Annotated in this window: 15 protein-coding genes; 5 read left to right on the top strand and 10 right to left on the bottom strand. The window is 71.7% G+C overall.

Annotation, left to right across the window (positions count from 1 at the left end; all coding sequences use genetic code 11):
* The first annotated feature begins 98 nt into the window (after positions 1–98).
* The 3 genes from ELQ39_RS18720 to ELQ39_RS18730 all read left to right on the top strand — a co-directional run bounded on the left by ELQ39_RS18720 (position 99) and on the right by ELQ39_RS18730 (position 3,673).
* Positions 99–701, top strand: coding sequence for a TetR/AcrR family transcriptional regulator (locus tag ELQ39_RS18720; RefSeq protein WP_033277398.1), 603 nt, complete (start codon positions 99–101; stop codon positions 699–701).
* Between the two features lie 112 nt (positions 702–813).
* Positions 814–3,030, top strand: coding sequence for an MMPL family transporter (locus ELQ39_RS18725; RefSeq protein WP_242592922.1), 2,217 nt, complete (start codon positions 814–816; stop codon positions 3,028–3,030).
* A 130-nt stretch (positions 3,031–3,160) separates the two neighbouring features.
* Positions 3,161–3,673, top strand: a complete 513-nt coding sequence (locus ELQ39_RS18730; RefSeq protein WP_242592923.1) for a YbaK/EbsC family protein — start codon at positions 3,161–3,163, stop codon at positions 3,671–3,673.
* A 4-nt stretch (positions 3,674–3,677) separates the two neighbouring features.
* Here the strand turns inward: ELQ39_RS18730 and ELQ39_RS18735 are convergent, their stop codons facing one another.
* Positions 3,678–4,112 carry a hypothetical protein gene (locus ELQ39_RS18735; RefSeq protein WP_242592926.1) on the bottom strand — a complete coding sequence of 145 codons (435 nt, stop codon included), beginning with the start codon at positions 4,110–4,112 and terminating at the stop codon, positions 3,678–3,680.
* A 197-nt stretch (positions 4,113–4,309) separates the two neighbouring features.
* On the opposite strand from ELQ39_RS18735, the gene ELQ39_RS18740 reads away from it, so the two are divergent.
* Positions 4,310–4,585, top strand: coding sequence for a DUF1876 domain-containing protein (locus ELQ39_RS18740; protein WP_190002822.1), 276 nt, complete (start codon positions 4,310–4,312; stop codon positions 4,583–4,585).
* Here the strand turns inward: ELQ39_RS18740 and ELQ39_RS18745 are convergent.
* The 4 genes from ELQ39_RS18745 to ELQ39_RS18760 all read right to left on the bottom strand — a co-directional run bounded on the left by ELQ39_RS18745 (position 4,582) and on the right by ELQ39_RS18760 (position 8,449).
* Positions 4,582–5,751: a serine hydrolase domain-containing protein gene (locus ELQ39_RS18745; RefSeq protein ID WP_242592928.1), complete on the bottom strand. Its 1,170-nt coding sequence runs from the start codon at positions 5,749–5,751 to the stop codon at positions 4,582–4,584. The two genes, ELQ39_RS18740 and ELQ39_RS18745, sit on opposite strands and share 4 nt — an antisense overlap.
* 82 nt (positions 5,752–5,833) lie before the next feature.
* Positions 5,834–6,604: an ATP-binding cassette domain-containing protein gene (locus ELQ39_RS18750; protein ID WP_190002820.1), complete on the bottom strand. Its 771-nt coding sequence runs from the start codon at positions 6,602–6,604 to the stop codon at positions 5,834–5,836.
* Positions 6,592–7,353: a cobalt ECF transporter T component CbiQ gene (gene cbiQ, locus ELQ39_RS18755; RefSeq protein WP_225629025.1), complete on the bottom strand. Its 762-nt coding sequence runs from the start codon at positions 7,351–7,353 to the stop codon at positions 6,592–6,594. The genes ELQ39_RS18750 and cbiQ overlap by 13 nt, the downstream gene beginning before the upstream one ends.
* Position 7,354: 1 nt before the next feature.
* Positions 7,355–8,449 (bottom strand): energy-coupling factor ABC transporter permease, encoded by a 1,095-nt coding sequence (locus ELQ39_RS18760; RefSeq protein ID WP_190002818.1) that lies wholly within the window; start codon positions 8,447–8,449, stop codon positions 7,355–7,357.
* Positions 8,450–8,659: 210 nt separating this feature from the next.
* On the opposite strand from ELQ39_RS18760, the gene ELQ39_RS18765 reads away from it, so the two are divergent.
* Positions 8,660–9,022, top strand: coding sequence for an SsgA family sporulation/cell division regulator (locus ELQ39_RS18765; protein ID WP_190002817.1), 363 nt, complete (start codon positions 8,660–8,662; stop codon positions 9,020–9,022).
* Between the two features lie 18 nt (positions 9,023–9,040).
* Here ELQ39_RS18765 and ELQ39_RS18770 read toward each other — a convergent pair whose 3' ends face one another.
* From ELQ39_RS18770 to ELQ39_RS18790, 5 genes are all read right to left on the bottom strand, one after another.
* On the bottom strand, positions 9,041–10,666 hold the full coding sequence (locus ELQ39_RS18770) for a penicillin-binding transpeptidase domain-containing protein (RefSeq protein WP_242592930.1): 1,626 nt from the start codon (positions 10,664–10,666) through the stop codon (positions 9,041–9,043).
* A gap of 168 nt (positions 10,667–10,834) precedes the next feature.
* The gene (locus ELQ39_RS18775) at positions 10,835–12,463 is read right to left on the bottom strand and encodes a penicillin-binding transpeptidase domain-containing protein (protein ID WP_225641143.1); all 1,629 of its coding nucleotides are present in this window, start codon (positions 12,461–12,463) and stop codon (positions 10,835–10,837) included.
* 151 nt (positions 12,464–12,614) lie between these two features.
* Entirely contained in the window at positions 12,615–13,040 is a 426-nt protein-coding gene (locus ELQ39_RS18780) for a hypothetical protein (protein WP_242592932.1), read from the bottom strand.
* Positions 13,041–13,075: 35 nt separating this feature from the next.
* Positions 13,076–13,783 carry a hypothetical protein gene (locus ELQ39_RS18785; protein WP_242592935.1) on the bottom strand — a complete coding sequence of 236 codons (708 nt, stop codon included), beginning with the start codon at positions 13,781–13,783 and terminating at the stop codon, positions 13,076–13,078.
* A gap of 214 nt (positions 13,784–13,997) precedes the next feature.
* Positions 13,998–15,743 (bottom strand): dolichyl-phosphate-mannose--protein mannosyltransferase, encoded by a 1,746-nt coding sequence (locus ELQ39_RS18790; protein ID WP_242592937.1) that lies wholly within the window; start codon positions 15,741–15,743, stop codon positions 13,998–14,000.
* Positions 15,744–15,813 lie beyond the last annotated feature (70 nt).

Genomic DNA, 15,813 nt, shown 5'->3' on the forward strand with positions numbered 1-15,813 from the left:
ACGGTTTCGTTTCGCTACTCGCGCGTTGTACCTTCTTCTTGTACGAAACCGTGTCGTTTCTTTGACGCGGTGGGACCCGGAGCGGAAAGGTGGTCGGCATGAGTGACATCGCGACGTCACGTCGCAGCCGGATCACCCCCGAGCGCGAGGCCGAGCTGTACGGGGCCGTGCTCGACCTGCTCCGTGAGGTCGGTTACGACGCCCTCACCATGGACGCCGTGGCCGCCCGCACCCGGTCCAGCAAGGCCACGCTCTACCGCCAGTGGGGCGGCAAGGCCGAGCTGGTGGTCCGGGCGATGCGCAGCCAGAAGCCCGGCGGCATCGCCGACGTGGACACCGGGTCCCTGCGGGGTGACCTGCACACGATCATCGGCCGCGAGGACGACTGCGACATGGCGCAGAACGTCGCCCTCATGCGGGCCCTCGCCATGGCGGTGCACCAGAACGACGACCTCCGCCAGGCGCTCCGCGAACTGCTGGTGGAGCCGGAGGTCGAGGAGTTCCGCCGGATCGTCGACCGCGCGATCCGACGGGGCGAGGTCCGCGCCGACTGCCCGGCGCTGGACTACATCGTGCACATGCTGGTCGGGGCGTTCGCCACCCGGACACTGATCGACGAGCAGCCGCCCACGCAAGCGTTCCTCATCTCGTACATCGACGCCGTGGTGCTCCCCGCCCTCGGAGTCGCCCCACCCCGCTGACGGTCCCCACCGCCGGCACCCACAGTCAGCCACCTCCTGACGTCACCGCTCACGTCGTCGGGCTGATCCACCTTGCCCTGAAGCACTCACGACTGACCGGGAGTACGCCCTCGTGGCCACATTCCTCTACCGACTCGGCCGGTTCTCCTTCCGGAAACGGCACGTCGTCGCCCTCTTCTGGGTGGCGCTGCTGGCGCTCGCGGGCGCCGGCGCGGCCGGCGCGCCCGCCGCCGGAAACTCCTCCTTCTCCATCCCCGGCACCGAGGCCCAGAAGGCCTTCGACCTGCTGGACGAACGGTTCCCCGGCGCCAGCGCCGACGGAGCCACCGCCCGCGTCGTCTTCAAGGCGCCCGACGGCCAGAAGATGACCGACCCCGGCAACAAGGCGGCGGTCCAGGAGACCGTCGACGAGCTGTCCGGCGGCGCCGAGGTCGCCCAGGTCTCCGACCCGTACCAGGGCGGCGGCGTCAGCCAGGACGGCACGATCGCCTACGCCTCCGTGACCTACAAGGTCCCCGGCATGGAGCTGGAGGAGACCTCCCGCGAGGCCCTGCAGGCCGCAGCCGAGGACGCCCGCGACTCGGGGCTGACCGTCGAGATCGGCGGTGACGCCCTCCAGGCCGTCCCGGAGACCGGCTCCGCGGAGATCATCGGCATCGGCGTCGCCGCCGTCGTCCTGGTCATCACCCTCGGCTCGCTGCTCGCCGCCGGGCTGCCGCTGCTCACCGCGATCGTCGGCGTGGGCATCGGCGTCGCCACCATCACCGCGCTCGCGAGCACGCTCGACCTGGGCTCCACCACCTCCATCCTGGCCTCGATGATCGGCCTCGCGGTCGGCATCGACTACGCCCTGTTCGTGGTCTCCCGCTACCGCGCCGAACTGGCCGAGGGACGCGAGCGCGAGGAGGCGGCCGGACGGGCCGTCGGCACCGCGGGCTCCGCCGTGGTCTTCGCCGGCCTGACCGTCGTCATCGCCCTGGTCGGCCTGTCCGTCGTCAACATCCCGATGCTGACGAAGATGGGCGTCGCCGCCGCCGGCACGGTCGCCGTCGCGGTCCTCATCGCCCTCACCCTCATCCCCGCCGTGCTCGGCTACGCCGGCCGCCGCGTCCGCCCCGCGGGCGAGAAGAGCAAGCTGCTCGGCGGCGGACGCGCCAAGGACAAGGCGGACAGGCCCAACATGGGCACCCGCTGGGCGAGCTTCGTCGTCCGCCGTCCGCTGGCCGTGCTGCTGCTCGGCATCGTCGGCCTCGGCGCCGCCGCGGTCCCGGCCGGCTCCCTGGAACTGGGCCTGCCCGACGACGGCTCCCAGCCGACGTCCACCACCCAGCGCCGCGCCTACGACCTGCTCTCCGACGGCTTCGGCCCCGGCTTCAACGGCCCGCTGGTGGTCGTGGTCGACGCCCAGGGCAGCGACGACCCGCAGGCCGTCTTCCGGCAGGCCGGCGACGAGATCAAGGCGCTCGACAACGTCGTGAACGTCGCCCCGGCGGCCCCCAACAAGGCCGGCGACACCGCGACGATCGCCGTCATCCCGGACGCCAAGCCGTCCTCGGCCGCCACCGAGGACCTGGTCCACGACATCCGGGCCGCGGGCGCCGGCATCAAGGACGACACCGGCGCGGACGTCCTCGTCACCGGCGCCACGGCGATGAACATCGACGTGTCGCAGAAGCTGAACGACGCGCTGGTGCCGTACCTGGTGCTGGTGGTCGGACTCGCGTTCCTGCTGCTGATCGTGGTGTTCCGCTCGATCCTGGTCCCGCTGAAGGCGGCCCTCGGCTTCCTGCTCTCGGTGCTGGCGGCCCTCGGCGCGGTCGTCGCGGTCTACCAGTGGGGCTGGCTGTCCGGCCTGATGGGCGTCGAGGAGACCGGCCCGATCATGTCGATGATGCCGATCTTCATGGTCGGCGTGGTCTTCGGACTGGCCATGGACTACGAGGTCTTCCTCGTGACCCGCATCCGCGAGGCCCACGTCCACGGCGAGAAGCCGTCCCAGGCCGTGGTCACCGGATTCCGGTACAGCGCCCGGGTGGTGACCGCCGCGGCGGTCATCATGATCGCGGTGTTCTCCGGGTTCATCGGGTCCAGCGACTCCATGGTCAAGATGATCGGCTTCGGCCTCGCGATCGCCGTCCTCTTCGACGCGTTCGTGGTCCGCATGACACTCGTCCCGGCCGTCCTGGCGCTGCTCGGCGCCAAGGCCTGGTGGCTGCCGAAGTGGCTGGACCGGGCGCTGCCCAACGTCGACGTCGAGGGCGAGAGCCTCGCCGTGCACGACCGCGCCGCGGACAAGGACGACGAGGACAAGGAACTCGTCCGGGCCTGACCGCCCGGACGGTCACGACCAGCCGGTGAGGGCTCCGTGGGGACGGGGCGCCCTCACCGGCTTCCTCGTGGGTGTCCGTGGCGCGGAACGCGGTCGCGGACGCCGGGTTCCGGCGGTTACGGTGCCCCGCATGACCACCTCAGCCACCGACACCGAGGGCTCGGCGGCCCACCCCCGTTTCGCCGAGGCCCTGCGGGAACTGGGCCTGGGGGACGTGGCCGGCCAGGTACGCCGCTTCCCCGACGCCACCCGCACCGCCGCCGAGGCCGCCGCCGCGATCGGCTGCGAGCTCAGCCAGATCTGCAAGTCGCTGATCTTCGCCGCCGACGGCGACCCGGTCCTGGTCCTCATGGACGGCGCGTCCCGCGTCGACCTCGAGCGGGTCCGCGAGGAACTCGGCGCCGAGCGGGTCACCCGCGCCAAGGCCGACGTCGTCCGCGAGACCACCGGCTACGCCATCGGCGGCGTACCCCCCTTCGGCCACCGCACCCGCACCCGCGTCCTCGCCGACCGCTCCCTCCTCGGCCACCCCGTGGTCTGGGCCGCGGCAGGCACCCCCTACACGGTCTTCCCGATGCCCCCGAAGGACCTGATCACCCACGCCGGCGCGACGCTGGTGGACGTACGGGAACGCGAGGCGTAAGGCCTCATCCCTTCTGAACACCCGAGACGACGGTGAGCCTCCAGGTGGCGGGGCCCTTCGTCACCTGGACCGCCAGGTGCTGGGCCTCCCGGGGGGTGTGGACGACGCCGACCGTGGTGACCCCGTTGCAGCGGACGAGGTGGCGGCCTCCGCCGGCGGAGCGGTCGACGATCGTCACCGTGCCCGTGCCGGTGCAGTCCGCGTAGAGCGTGTACGCCTCCTCAGGCGGGGTGAAGCGCGGAAGCTGTTCACCCGCGGTGCCGGAGGTCTCGGGGAGGAGCACCTCGGCGGCTCGCGGGACGGCCAGGGCGGGCTGGGAGGCGGCGGGCCCGGTGGGCGCCGGGGTGTCCGCACGCTCCGGGGCGTCCGCGCCGGTGCAGCCGGTCAGGAGCAGTGCCGCCGCGGCGGCACTGACGGCGGCGGGAGAACAGCGGCGCACGGGGCCTCCGGGGGGGGGCGGTGTGAAGACCCCGTGGTCGGCGGGGCCCCGGTGACGGTATCCCCACCTCGCCGCCACTGGTGGTGAAGTGCCGATCACCGGCCGGAAAGCGACGTCCGCCCGCGTCCGCCGGGCGCATGCGCCACGCAGGCGGGAGGCGCACCCTGGAACGAGAGGTAATCCGGAGGTGATCCGTCATGATGCACACCGCAGTGGGATGGCACGTGGAGATGGAGTTCGCGGAGGACGACCAGCACACCCGCGCGGTCGCGATGGTCAGGCTGCCCGACGGGTCCGAGGTGCGCGCCCACGGGCACGCGTCCCGGCACTACACCGACTCCAATCAGCCGCGGGTCGGGGAGGAGATCGCCGGCGCCCGGGCCCTGAACGAACTCGCCATGCAGATGCTCGACAAGGCGCACCGCGAGATCGACGACGCGTCCGGCCGTGTCTCCCACCCGATCCACGTCTAGGAACGGGGAACGCAATCCCGCACCGCACGGATCAGAGCCTGCGCCCTGGGGTCCGCGGTGACCGTCTTACGGAAGCCGTTGGTGACATAGCCGAAGGCGACGCCGGACCCGGGATCGGCGAAGCCGAGGGAGCCGCCGCGGCCCGGGTGCCCGAAGGAGCCCGGGGCCAGGAACGGAGAGGCGCTGCCGTGCAGCATGTAGCCGAGCCCGAAGCGGGTGCCGACCACCAGGACCCGGTCGGGGCCCGCCGACTCCTCGGAGCGGGCGCGCTCCACCGTGTCCGGGGAGAGCAGGCGCACCCCGTCGACCGCGCCGACGAGTGACGCGTAGAAGCGGGCCAGCCCGTCCGCCGTGGCGATGCCGTTGGCGGCGGGCAGGGCGGCCGCGTGGAACGCCGGGTCGTTGTGGTCCGGGGACGGGTCGATCGCGGCGAAGGCGCGGCGGGTGAGGGAGTCCGGGTCGGCGTAGGCGGCGGTGACCGAGCGCTTGGGACGGGCGCGCAGCGCCCCCGGCGGCTCGGGCGCCTCGACCTTGCCGGCCCGCCCGACGCGGTGCGCCTCGGAGGGCGGGAGGCCCACCCACAGGTCCAGGCCGAGGGGGGCCGCGATCTCGGACGCGATCCACTCCCCGGTGCCCTCGCCGGTCACCCGGCGCACCAGCTCGTCCACCAGCCAGCCGTACGTCAGCGCGTGGTAGCCGTGGTCCGTGCCCGGCTCCCACACGGGGGCCTGCGCGGCGACCGCCTCCGCGGCCCGTACCGGGTCGGCGGCGTCGGCGAAGCTCAGCGGACGGTCCAGCACCGGCAGCCCGGCTCGGTGCCCGAGGACGTGCCGGACCAGCACGCCCTCCTTGCCGTGCGCCTTGAACTCCGGCCAGTACCGGCCGACCGGCGCGTCCAGGTCGAGCAGGCCCCGCTCGTAGAGCATCAGCACCGCGGCGGCCGCCACGCCCTTCGTCGCCGACCGCACGACCTGCGCGGTGTCCCGCTGCCAGGGCGCGTCGCCGTCGACGTCCTTCGTCCCGGCCCACAGGTCCACGACCCGGCGCCCGTCCCGGTACACGGCGAGCGCCGCTCCCCGCTCCCCGAGCCGCTCGAAGTTCCGGGCGAACGCCTCCCGGACCGGTTCCCAACCGCCGGCCGCCGTGCCGTGCACCTCGACGTCCACGTCTCGTCGTTCCTTCCACTCGCCTGCGACAGTGGGTGCAACCACGCCGTCGCGCCTGCGATTCCAGGGCGCGGCGCGCTCGTCACCCACGGCCGGGCGGCGCCGGCACGGAACGCGGGTCGAAGCCGTACGGCAGTTCCAGGCGGTGCGCCCGCATCAGGTCCTCGTCGGCGAGCAGATCACCCGTCGGACCGTCCGCCGCGATCACCCCGCCGCTGAGGACCAGCGCGCGCGGGCACAGCTCCAGCGCGTACGGCAGGTCGTGCGTGACCATCAGGACGGTGACGTCCAACGACCGCAGGATGTCCGCGAGTTCACGGCGGGACGCCGGGTCGAGGTTGGAGGACGGCTCGTCCAGGACGAGGATCTCCGGCTCCATCGCGAGCACGGTCGCCACCGCCACCCGGCGCCGCTGTCCGAAGGAGAGGTGGTGGGGCGGGCGGTCCTTGAACTCCGCCATGCCGACCCGCTCCAGCGCCCGGTCCACGCGCGCCTCCAGCTCGGCCCCCTTCAGCCCGGCCGCCGCCGGACCGAACGCGACGTCCTCCCGCACCGTCGGCATGAACAGCTGGTCGTCCGGGTCCTGGAAGACGATCCCGACCCGGCGCCGGATCTCCGCCATGTTCCGCCTGCCGACCTCCAGGCCGGCCACGCGCACGGTGCCCGCGCCGCCGGTGAGGATGCCGTTGAGGTGCAGGACGAGGGTGGTCTTGCCGGCGCCGTTCGGCCCGAGCAGCGCGACCCGCTCGCCGCGCCCGATGGTGAAGTCCACGCCGAACAGCGCCTGATGGCCGTCGGGGTAGGCGAAGGCGAGGCCGGAGACCTCCAGGGAAGCAGTACTCACAGGGTCCATCCCAGCAGACACACGACGAGGGCGGCGCAGGGGAGGGCCAGCGCGTACGACCACTGCGTCCGGGACGCCGCCACCTCGTCGATCACCGGCATGACCCCGGTGTAGCCACGGCTCACCATCGCCAGGTGGACGCGTTCGCCGCGTTCGTAGGAGCGGATGAACAGCGCGCCCGCCGACTTGGCGAGCACACCCCAGTGCCGTATCCCGCGCGCCTCGAAGCCCCGCGACTCGCGGGCGATCCGCATCCGGCGCATCTCGTCGGTGATGACGTCGCCGTAGCGGACCATGAAGGACGCGATCTGCACCAGCAGCGGCGGCAGTTTGAGCCGCTGGAGGCCGTGCAGCAGCTCCCGCAGTTCGGTGGTGGCGGCGAGCAGGACGGACGCGGCGACCCCGAGGGTGCCCTTGGCCAGCACGTTCCAGGCGCCCCACAGGCCGTTCACGCTCAGCGACAGCCCGAGGACGTCGACCCGCTCGCCCTCGGCGACGAACGGCAGCAGCACGGCGAACGCGACGAACGGCACCTCGATCAGCAGCCGCTTCAGCAGGAAGGCGGCCGGTACGCGCGCCGCGTACGCGACCGCGGCGAGCAGCACGGCGTACGCCGCGAACGCCCACATCGCCTCGCGCGGCGTCGACACGACCACGATCACGAACGCGAGCACCGCCGCGAGTTTGGTGTGCGGCGGCAGCGCGTGCACGGGGGAGTGGCCGTGCCGGTAGAGCCGGTGGGAGTGGCCCGCGCCCACGTCAGACGCTCGTGCCGGCGGGGGAGGTGGCCTCCGCCTGCTCGTCGGCCGTGCGCCGGCGGCGGACCGCCCAGAACACGCCCGTGCCCGCGACGACCGTCACGCCGACGCCGATCACGCCCGCGAGGCCGCCGGAGAGCCGGGCGTCGTCGACGTCCTTCACTCCGTAGTCGGCGAGCGGCGAGTCCGCGACCGCGTGCTCCTCGGCCTGCTTGTCGATGCCGTGGTCGGCGGCGACCTTCTCCAGGCCGTCCGGGTTCGCCGAGGCGTAGAAGCTCACGAAACCGGCGAGCACCAGCGAGGTGACCAGACCGGCGATCCAGACCCTGCGCGGGGAGCGCGCGGGGGCCGGGACGGGCTCCGCGGTCTCCGGGGCGTCGACCAGCTCGCCGTTCACCCGCAGCTTCAGCTTCTGCCGCAGCCCGCGCGCGCCGTGCACCAGGTCCGGGCGGACGGCGATCACCGCGCCGACGGTCAGCGCGGTGATGGCGGCCTCCCCGAGACCGATGAGGACGTGCACGCCGACCATCGCGGTGGCGACCTTGCCGATCGACACGTCGGTGGTGCCGCCCACCGCGTACAGCAGTGTGAAGACGACCGCGGAGGCCGGGACGGAGACCAGCGCGGCCACGAAGGACGCGGCGGTCACCGAGCGGCGGGAGCGCGGCAGCACCTTCACCAGGCCGCGGAAAAGCGCGTAGGCGACCACGGTGGTGGTGAGCGCCATCGTGGTGATGTTCACACCGAGCGCGGTCAGGCCGCCGTCGGCGAACAGCACGGACTGGAGCAGCAGCACCACGGACACGCACAGCACGCCCGTGTACGGGCCGACGAGGATCGCGGCGAGGGCGCCGCCGAGGAGGTGGCCGCTGGTGCCGGCGGCCACCGGGAAGTTCAGCATCTGCACGGCGAAGATGAACGCCGCGACCAGCCCGGCCAGCGGGGCGGTGCGCTCGGCGCCGGCGCCCGCACCGGGGCGTGCCGTGTCGTCGAGCTCGCGGCGCGCGCCGCGCAGGCTCACGGCGATCGCGCCGGCGGCGAGGACGCCGGCGGCGGCGGAAACGGGGACGTCGATGAATCCGTCAGGTGCGTGCACGGACTCGATGATGTGTCCTCTTGCGAACCTTTCGCAAGAGCGAGCGGCTTGTTCTACGTCTCGTCCTGCTTGCCGCTTACCTCATCTGTGATATAGGCCGCTCGGAAGCGCGGATTCCGATTTGGGTGCACGATAGGACAGGGGTGGGTAAACGGCTGATAAGCCATGGATGCCTTGCCGGGCGCACGACGCAGCGTAAGGGGCCCACCGATGTCCGTGATCGAGCAGTACGCGCGAGTCCACATCGTGACGGATGAGGATCCCCTGCTGGAGAGTCACGGGGCCGTCCCCGTGGTGCTGCGGTACGACCCCGAGCACGACCCCCGCCATGTACGGGTGGACCTGCCCGGGGCGCGGCCCCTCGAATGGGTCGTCGACCGGGACCTGCTGGAACACGGCCTCAAGGCGCCGGTGGACAGCGGCGGCGTACGGGTGTGGCCGTGCGGCCGGGTGCAGGCCGTGGTGGAGTTCCACACCGGCCAGGGCCACTCGGTGGTCGAGTTCGACACCAAGACCCTGTCCCGTTTCCTCCGCCTCACCCACGTGGCGAAGGCGGAGCCGGTCCCGCACTGACCGCCCGCCGCGGGTCTCTCAGCCGCCCGCCTTCAGCAGCGTCGCCACGATCGGGCCCGCCGTGGAGCCGCCGTGGCCGGCGGACTGGACGACGGCGGCCGCCGCCAGGTCGCCGCGGTACGCGGTGAACCAGCCGTTGGGCTTCTTCTGTCCGTCCACCTCGGCCGAGCCCGTCTTCGCGCCCCGCTCACCGTCCACCCCGGCCATCGCCTCCGCGGCGGTGCCGGCGGTCGCGGTGTACGACATCAGCTCCCGCAGCTGCGCGAGCGTGCCCGCGGACAGGGTGCGCGGCGCGGTCGCCAGCTGACGTCCGTCGACCTCCGGCGACACCAGGTACGGCTGGTGGAAGACGCCCGCCTTCACCGTCGCCGACACCGACGCCATGTTCAGCGGGTTCATCCGCACCCCGCCCTGGCCTATCAGCGACGCCGCCATCGGGGCCTTCGACTGCACGGGCACCGCGCCGTCGAACGTGGACACCCCGACCTTCCAGTCGTCGCGGCCCAGGCCGAAGTAGTCCTGGGCGTGCCGGGTGAGGTCGTCGTCCTCCAGCTTCGGGGCCTGGCTGATGAAGGCCGTGTTGCAGGAGGCGGCGAAACTCGCGCGGAACGTGCCGTCCTTGATCTGGAACTTGTCGAGGTTCTGGAACTTCCAGCCGCCGTAGCTGAAGTACTTGGGGCACGGGTGCTTCTTGTCGATCGACGCGAGGCCCTTCTCGATCAGCATCGAGGACGTGACCACCTTCATCGTGGATCCCGGCGCCAGCGACCCCTGGAACGCGACGTTGAAGCCACGCGAGGAGTTCGCCGCCGCGAGTATCTCGCCGGTCGACGGCCGCACCACCACCACCGAGGCCTGCTTGCGCTTCGCCACCTCGGCCTCGGCGAGCGCCTGCAGGGACGGGCTCAGCGTGGTCTTCACCGTGCCCGGCGTGCCCTCGCTCAGCTCCAGCAGGGTCGTGTCGGCCAGTTCCGCCTTCTTCGACGCCTCGCCGCGCACCACACGCAGCTCGACCCCGGCCTCGCCCCCCGCCTTCTCGCCGTACTTCTCGCGCAGCCCGTCCAGCACGGACCCCAGCGACGGGTACTTCTCGGTGGTCAGCTCGCCGCCGTCGCGGTCCAGCGCCTTCACCGGCGGGGTGCCGGCCTCGCCGGTGACGAGCTTGTCGCCCTCCCGCAGCTCCGGGTGCAGCACGGACGGCCGCCAGTCGACACGCGGCTCCCCGTCCCCGGCCCGCCGCACCACGGTCAGCGTGCTGTCGTACGTCAGCGGCTTCGCCGTCCGCTCGTACGACACCGTGCCCTTGACGGCGAAGGTGACCGAGTCCCGGGCGGGGGCGCCCGGCGTGAGGGCGAGGTCGCGGACGCGGGCGTCCTTCACGTACGAGGCGAGCGCCGCCTTCGCGGCCACCGGGTCGTCGGTCGCGGCGGCGGCCTCCGCGACCTGGCCGGACTGCCAGGCGGTGAGGAACTTCTCGGCGGCGGCCGTGACCTCGTCGGCCGACAGCGGCCCCGACTTCACGGTCTCCGCCTGGGTGGCGGTGTCCCCGCCGTCCCGTCCCGCGCCCCCGACGAGTGCGTACGCGCCGTAACCGGCGCCGCCCATCAGCACGGCCATCGCCGCGCCGATCACGACCGGCCTCATGTTCCGCCGGTCCCCGGCGCGCCCTCTGTTCCCCACTGGTGTCCGTCCTCCGTCGCCCCGCCCCGGCCCCCCGCGGCCCGCGTGGCTCTCGATCGAGTCAAGGCCCCGTCGGCGCAGTCGCGCCGACGACGGCCCCCACCCTAAAGTCCCGCCGGACGGGCCGTGCGCTCAGCCGCCCGCTCGTAGCACGGCTGCGACAATCGGCCCCGCCGCGTCGCCGCCGTGGCCGCCCTGCTGGGCCATCGCCGCCGCCGCGACGTCACCGCGGAAACCGGTGAACCAGCTGTCCGACGTGGCGTTCCCGTCGACCTCCGCGGAACCGGTCTTCGCGCCGATGTCACCGCCCAGGCCGGACATCGCCTGCTGCGCGGTGCCCTGGGTGGCGGTGAGCCGCATCATCTCCTTGAGCTGGTCCGACGTCTCCGCAGGCAGGCCCTTCGCCTGGGCCAGCCGACGGTTGTCGAGCTCGGGGGAGACCAGGTAGGGCTGGCGGAACGCGCCCGTGATCGCGGTAGCCGTCACGGAGGCCATGTTCAGCGGGTTCATCTGCACCTGGCCCTGGCCGATGGCGTTCGCCGCCCGGTCCGGGCCGCCGGAGGCCGGCACGCTGCCGTCGAAGGACGCTATGCCGGTCTTCCAGTCGTCCCGGCCCAGCCCGAACCGCTCCTGCGCCTCCTCGGTGAGCGAGGTGTCGGTGAGCGGCTGCTCGTCGATCAGCTTGATGAAGGCGGTGTTGCAGGAGCGCAGGAAGCTGTTGGCGAGGGTGGCGCCCTCGTCGGGCTCCATGCCGGTGAGGTTCTTGAAGGTCTGGCTCTGCCAGGTCGCGGTGTCGGGGCAGGGCGCCGGGCCGTTCATGGAGGTCACGCCGTGGTCGATGAGCATCGCGGCAGTGATGATCTTCATGGTGGAGCCGGGGGCGACCTGCCCCTGGAAGGCCGCGTTGAAGCCGTCGCCGCGGTTGTTGGCCACCGCCAGGACCTCACCGGTGCTGGGCTTCAGCGCCACCACCGACGACTCCGGGAAGTCCTTCACCGCCTTCTCGGCTGCCGCCTGCACCCCGGCGCTGAGCGTGGTGCGCAGCGTGCCAGGCTCGCCCGCGGCGAGGGTGAGCAGCGGGGTGTCCGCCTCGTCGGTCGTGTGCCGGATGGACAGCTCGACGGCGGGGCTGCCGCCCGCCTTGTCGCCGTACTTCTGCCGCAGGGTGTCCAGGACCGGGCCGAGGGAGGGGTACTTCTCCCTGGTCAGCACGGTGCCGTCGCGGTCCACCGCCTCGATGGGCGGCTGCGCGGACTCTCCGGTGACGAGCGTGTCCCCGTCCTTCAGGTCCGGGTGCACGACGGCCGGTTTCCAGTCGACCAGCGCGCGTCCGGTGGTCTGCCCGCGCACGACCGTCAGGGTGCTGGTGTAGCGCAGTGGCTTGGAGACGCCGTCGGCGGAGACGGTCGCCTTCACCGTGAACGGCACGGTGGTGCCGCGCGGTGCGCCCGGCGTGATGTCGACCCGCCCTATGCGCGCCTCCTCGCCGTACGCGGCCAGCAGCGCGCCCGCTTCCTGCGCGTTGTTCGTGTACGAGGCGGCCCGCGTGGCCTGCCCCTTCTCCCAGGCGCCGAAGAACGCTTCGGACGCCTCGCGCACCTCGTCCTGGTCGGGCGGCCCCGACCTGCGCGTCTCCGCGGCGCCGGAGCCGCCCCCGTTTCCGTTCAGTGCCGAGACGATGTTGTACGCCCCGTACCCCGCTCCGCCGACCATCACGGCGAACACGCCGCCGACGACGGCGACCTTGACCCCCTTGCCCATCGGGCGATCCTCCCCCGCCGGACCCCGCGTCATCTGAACACGTTCAAAAGCCCGGTACGTGGAGCACTCTATGCGCTGTGCGCTGACCAGGGGGCGTCGGTTTTCGATCGGTGTCTCAAAGGAGACCTTGGCCTGACGGCCCCAGGGGTGGTCAGACACCGCTCCCGGTCTGGTCGGCGGGGTTGGCGGCGTTGGCGGCTGCGTCGGCCGGGGTGCGGGCCGGGGGGACCTGGTTCGCCTGAGCCGATCCCAGCTGGCGTGACATGGAGTTGAACGCCCTGAGATTGGGCGCCTTCCTGATGACGAAGATGCCGGCGATCGACGAAGCGGGGAGACCGCAGAGCAGGACGCCGTACCCCGCCTCCTGTGCCTGGACCATGCTGTGGGCGAGCCAGACCAGGGCTATCACAGCTCCACCGGCCACCAGGGTCCCGAGCGCGGTCGTGGCATGGCCGAGGTACATGTTGATGCGCTGGGTGCGGGCCGGGTAGTTGATCTCCTTGAGGGCGCGTTTGACGGTCCCCTTCGGGACGTTCTCCAGCCTCTTGGCCAGTTCGATGAGCTGGTCGACGTCCACTTTGGAATCAGGGGTTTCCCCGGCCCCGTGCATGCTCAACGTGCTTCCTGCACGTCGGCCGCGAGGCGGCGGAGGATTTTGACCACCGGGTGGTCTTCGCTTGCCGTTTTCATGACCTGCTCTACGCTGACCTTCGGAGAATGGGAGACGATCGGGCTATTACGCCCGCTTTCGTCGTACTCCGAGACGATTTCCATGAACAATGCGCTCGCCAGCGCCGGATCGACCCGGCTGCGGCGGATGAGGCTGGCAGCCTCCAGTGAATCGACCTGGTTCTCGGCCATCCGCTTCAGGGTTTCGCGGATCATCGCGGTTTCACGGTGATGCAGTTCTCGTTCTTTTTGTTTCAGTGAGCGCTGCAGTGCGGTGAAAAATGCGCCGATGCCGACCGTGGCCAGGACCGAGCATGCCGAGATCACGGCGACGGGCCAGTCGGTTCCGCTGGCGAGCGACACCAGCCCCAGTGCCGATGTCAGCACGGCGGAGAGGAAGCTCGTGGTCACTGCGACAAGACGCAGACGCGATAAGGACCTCGACACCTCGGCGTGCGGTTTGTACCCCGTCAATTCGGAGGCGCTCCGGCGGGAGCGATCGGTTTCCGCGTCCAACGCGGAAATGAGGGATTCGACGCCCTCGTGAAAAGACCGCACCGCCATGCCGTGGTCCGCCGCTCGGGCGGGAAAGATCCTCCCCGTCGGATCAAGGACAGCGCGTGCACCGGCTCCGAAATTGTCCCAGCCCACGACAACCACCCCCCAGAGAGCTGCGTTGACTCAGTGCGATATACCCAAGGTAGCAGATCGACAACCCTCGGTGACGTGCTTCGCGGGTTACGCCGCAGTAGGCACGGAGGTTAACAGGCTTGTCCTACGAGCGTCCCGTGTTCGAATTCGAATAGCGGATTGCGCTATTCCGCTGTCATGCGCGGGAGGCTCCCGCCGGGCGGTGTCCGGCCCGCTACACCCACGTGTCCAGCCACATCCGCGACCGCCAGTCGTCGATCGGGATGGGCGTGCCCGTGTAGATCGGCCAGAAGTAGATGAAGTTCCAGATGATCAGGAGGGTCAGGACGCCCGCCGCCGTCGCTCCCGCCACGCGGCGGGTGTCCGTGGAGCGGGGCGGGCCGACGATCGCGCCCAGGAGCATCGCCACCGCCAGGCAGAGGAACGGCAGGAAGACGATCGCGTAGAAGTAGAAGATCGTGCGTTCCTGGTAGAGGAACCAGGGGGCGTACCCCGCGGCGATGCCGCACGCGATCGCGCCCGCGCGCCAGTCGCGGCGGAAGGCCCAGCGCCACAGGACGTAGAGGAGGGCCAGGCAGCCCACCCACCACAGCAACGGCGTGCCGATGGCGAGGACCTCCTGCGCGCACTTCTCGCCCGCGTCCACCGGGCAGCCGTCCACGCCGGGCGCGGGCGACTCGTAGAAGTACGACACCGGGCGGCCGGCGACGATCCAGCTCCACGGGTTGGACTCGTACGTGTGCGGCGAGGACAGGCCGACGTGGAACTCGTACACCTGGTTCTCGTAGTGCCACAGGCTGCGCCACCAGTCGGGGAACAGCCACGACCAGTCGCTTCCCCGCCCGTCGCGGGTGGCCCAGTCGCGGTAGTAGCCGCCGCTGCCGTCGGCCGCGGAGAGGATCCAGCCGGCCCAGGACGCGAAGTACGTGAACACCGCCACCGGCACCGTCGAGAGGAAGGCCCAGCCCAGGTCCCGCTTCAGCACGGCCAGCCGGGGACGCACCGCGCCCGCGACCCGGCGCGCGCCGACGTCCCACAGCACGGACATCACACAGAACGCGGCCATGATGTACAGGCCGTTCCATTTGGTGCCGATCGCCAGGCCCAGCATCAGGCCCGCCGCAAGACGCCACGGACGGAAGCCGATCCGGGTGTTCTCGGCGGCGTCCACGTCCGGACGGGCCCGCCCGTCCGCGTCCACCGGCAGCGCGGCGGCCAGCTTCTCGCGGGCCTTGTCCCGGTCGATCAGCAGACACCCGAAGGCGGCCAGCACGAAGAACATCAGCACGCCGTCGAGCAGCGCGGTGCGGCTCATCACGAAGTGCAGCCCGTCCACCGCCATCAGCGCGCCCGCGAGGCAGCCGAGGAACGTGGAGCGGAACAGCCGGCGCCCGATCCGGCACAGCATCAGCACCGACAGCGTGCCGAGCAGCGCCGTCATGAACCGCCAGCCAAACGGGTCGAAGCCGAAGAGCAGCTCCCCCAGCCCGATCACGTACTTGCCGACCGGCGGATGCACGACGTACGCCGCGTCCGTCGGGATCGGGACGTTGCCGCCCGAGTCCAGGATGAGCCGGTTGACCTCCTTGTCCCAGTTCACCTCGAACCCGCGGTGGACGAGCGCCCACGCGTCCTTCGCGTAGTACGTCTCGTCGAATATCACCGCCTTGGGGTGGCCCAGGTTCCAGAACCGCAGCACCCCCGCCACCAGCGTCACCAGCAGCGGGCCGCCCCACCCCGACCAGCGGACGAGACGGCCGGCGAGCACCGGCGGCACCCCGAGCGTCTTCCACAGCCGGTCCGACGGCTCGGTGTACGGCGGGACCAGGCGGTCGCGGACGTCGCCTCTGACGGCGGACGTACGGTGGCCGAAACGCCGCAGCCGGTGCTGCCACGTCTGCCGCTGCTCGAGCGGCGACTGCTCCTGGCGGGTGTCCGTGGAGGACGCGGTACTGGTCACCGCGCCATCGTAGGGAACGGCGCTGTGTGAGTCCCGCGCATGGGCGGTATGCCCCGCCTCCGTCCGCTCC

Source organism: Streptomyces sp. GB4-14, from assembly GCF_022696125.1.
In the GTDB taxonomy this organism is placed as follows: domain Bacteria; phylum Actinomycetota; class Actinomycetes; order Streptomycetales; family Streptomycetaceae; genus Streptomyces; species Streptomyces werraensis.

What these genes read in the sequence shown, in the direction of transcription:
- ELQ39_RS18770 (WP_242592930.1), bottom strand. Translation starts at nt 10,666, where the DNA reads ATGAGGCCGGTCGTGATCGGCGCGGCGATGGCCGTGCTGATGGGCGGC.
- ELQ39_RS18730 (WP_242592923.1), top strand. Translation starts at nt 3,161, where the DNA reads ATGACCACCTCAGCCACCGACACCGAGGGCTCGGCGGCCCACCCCCGT.
- ELQ39_RS18740 (WP_190002822.1), top strand. Translation starts at nt 4,310, where the DNA reads ATGATGCACACCGCAGTGGGATGGCACGTGGAGATGGAGTTCGCGGAG.
- ELQ39_RS18765 (WP_190002817.1), top strand. Translation starts at nt 8,660, where the DNA reads ATGTCCGTGATCGAGCAGTACGCGCGAGTCCACATCGTGACGGATGAG.
- ELQ39_RS18775 (WP_225641143.1), bottom strand. Translation starts at nt 12,463, where the DNA reads ATGGGCAAGGGGGTCAAGGTCGCCGTCGTCGGCGGCGTGTTCGCCGTG.
- ELQ39_RS18720 (WP_033277398.1), top strand. Translation starts at nt 99, where the DNA reads ATGAGTGACATCGCGACGTCACGTCGCAGCCGGATCACCCCCGAGCGC.
- ELQ39_RS18750 (WP_190002820.1), bottom strand. Translation starts at nt 6,604, where the DNA reads ATGGACCCTGTGAGTACTGCTTCCCTGGAGGTCTCCGGCCTCGCCTTC.